Annotated in this window: 2 protein-coding genes; both read left to right on the plus strand. The window is 76.7% G+C overall.

The annotated features are described in order from the left end of the window. Positions 1-1,168 (plus strand): SUKH-4 family immunity protein (locus ACFXAM_RS38465; protein WP_380298559.1); only part of this gene is annotated, 1,168 nt, incomplete at its 5' end. Positions 1,169-1,434: 266 nt separating this feature from the next. Beyond that, a partial coding sequence (locus ACFXAM_RS38470) for a hypothetical protein (RefSeq protein ID WP_380298560.1) occupies positions 1,435-2,675 on the plus strand: 1,241 nt, incomplete at its 3' end.

Raw genomic sequence — 2,675 nt, forward strand, 5'->3', positions numbered from 1 at the left:
CCCGGGCACCCCGCCGTCCGGCGGCCCCGCCGTCCCGCCGCCGCCCGGGGCCGGCGTGCCCACCGGCGCGCCGGGTGCCGGCTACGGCTACCCCGGCGCCCCGGCTCCGGCCGCCGCCCCGGCCCCGGTCCCGGTCCCGGCAGCGCCGCCGGCGCCCGTCCCCGGGCCGCCGCAGGGCGCCCCGGTACCGCCCGGCGTGCCCGCCGTCGGCCCGGGCTACTTCGCCGCGCTCAGCTACCGGGGCCCGGACGGCTCGGAGCAGAAGCTGCTGCACCGCAGCGAGCCCGGCACCCCGCACCCGGAGTGGAAGATCCTCCAGGACCTTCGGCGGCTCAACGTGCCGCCGGAGCAGGTGCTGGAGCTCTACACCGAGCTGGAGTCCTGCGACCTGCCCGGCGGGTACTGCAACCGGATGATCGCCGCGTCCTGGCCGAACGTCCGGCTCACCCACACCGCCGACTACGGCCGCGACCACCACTCCCGGCAGGCCGGCATGGCCCAGCTGCTCGACCACCTGGACGAGCTGCACCAGCTGGCCTCCGGTCCGCAGCGGGTCCGCCCGTTCCGGGTGCCGCTGCCCGCCCCGGGCACCGTCCCGCCGCTGCCGCCGCTCGCGCCGCAGCAGCTCGCCCAGGAGCTCGGCCAGGCCTTCGGCCCGAACGTGTTCCGCTTCGAGCAGCGCGCGGTGGCCCGCCAGGGCGTGCCCGAGCCGGTGGCGCAGACGCTGATGTGGTCGGGGCTGCCGCGCGAGTTCGGACCGTTCTTCTGGGCGCAGGCCCAGGAGGGCCGGCCGATCCCGACGCTCGCCGAGCTGGCCGCCGAGCGCGGTCTGGCGGGCAGTCCGGACTTCGGCGGCTACCTGGTGCTCGGCAACGACTACGGCCGGCAGCTCTGTGTGCAGTACGGCACGGCGCACGTGGTCGCGGTGGACCTGGAAGGAACCGGTGAGCCCCCCCGGTTCGTCAACACGGGTGTACCGGAGTTCGTCCGCTCCCTGGCCCTGCTGGGCCGGATGTGGCGGCTGCGGTACGGGCTGACCCCGGACCAGGCCGGTCGCTGGACGACCGACTTCCAGGCCCAGCTGGCCGCGATCGACCCGGCTGCGCTGCAGTCCGCGGACACCTGGTGGGCCGTGCTGCTGGAGCAGTTCTGGGACGGCCTGCTCTAGCAGGCCGTGCCGGATCCGCGCAGGTGGCAGGGGGTCGTTCCGGTGCCCGGAACGGCCCCTTCGGCGTACCGGTGCGGCGGTGCCTCGTTGGGGTTTCGTCCACATCCGCGCAAAATAGGTCAAGAGGATGGTCGCAAGCGTCCATCCTCGACCTGTTCCGATCCGCCCGACGCCCGAATTCCGACCGGGTTCCCCCACCGGGTTCCCGGGCAGACCGATCCGTCCGATCATGGGCTCCGCAGCCCGCGACACGAGGGGAAGAGCCCATGAGCGACGCCGTCCCCCAGTACGGCTTCACCGTTGCCCGGCGCGGTTACGCGCCGGAGCAGGTCGACCGAGCCCTGGCCGCGTTCACCGCGCAGCGCGACGAGGCGTGGGAACGGCTGAGCGTACTCGGCGCCGGAATCCGGGAGATGGAGCGCCGGCTGGCCGAGATCCAGCAGGCCGCCGCCGACGCCCCCGAGCCCGACTACCAGGTGCTGAGCGACGAGGCCGCCGGTCTGGCCAGGATGGCGGAGAACGAGGCCCGCGCCGTCCGCGACAAGGCCGAGCGGTTCGCCGAGGACCTCCGCGACGAGGTCTACGAGGCCGGCCAGGCGCTCGACCGCGCCGCCAAGGAGTACGCGGCCACCACCCGCACCGAGGCCGACGCCGCCGCCCGCCGCACCGACGAGCGCACCCGGGCCGAGGCGGAGACCATCCGGGCCGAGACCGACCGCGAGGTCCGGTCCGTCCGGGACGCCGCCACGGCGCACGCCGCCAAGGTCCGGGTCGCGGCCGCCGAGGCCTCCGAGCGGGCCGAGGCCAAGCTGGCCGAGCTGCGCCGCAAGGCCGACGAGATGTTCGCCGAGGCCCAGGCCGAGGCCGACGCCGAGGACGCGGCGGTCTCCGCCACCGCCGAGCGGCGGGTCAAGGAGGCCGAGCAGTTCCGCGAGACGGTGCTCGGCCAGATCAAGCAGAGCGACGCCGAGGCACAGGCCCGGGCGGACCAGCTGATCGAGCAGGCCCGCCGGGAGGCCGAGCGGATCAACGCGGTCAGCGAGCGCGAGCAGCGCGAGTACGCGACCAAGCTGGAGACGGTGCAGCAGCACCTCGACCACATCAAGGCGACGCTGGCCTCGCTCACGGGCGCGGCGGTCGGCGCGATCGAGCCCGCGGCGCTGGAGTCCGCCGCGCTGGAGCTCGCCTCCGGCGCCGCGCCCGTGGACGCCGCCCCGGCCGACGGGGCCCCGGCGGACGCCGCTCCGGCGGACCGGGCCCCGCTGGTGGACTCGGAGGCGGACACCGGGGAGATCCCGCTGCCCGTCGTCGCGGACCCGCGGGCCGACCTCCGCAAGGACGCGGTCCCGGCGCCCGCGAGCGAGGCCGCCACGGCGGTGCTGCGGGTCACCCCGGGCCGGGTCGCCCCGGCCCCCGCCGCCGCGGTCGCCACCGGACCGGTGCCGCCGCGGCCGGCCACCCCGCCGTCGGCGGCGGTGGACGCCGGTGCGGGCGCTGCCCCCGCGGC

The organism is Kitasatospora sp. NPDC059462, assembly GCF_042749955.1.
Lineage (GTDB): Bacteria > Actinomycetota > Actinomycetes > Streptomycetales > Streptomycetaceae > Kitasatospora.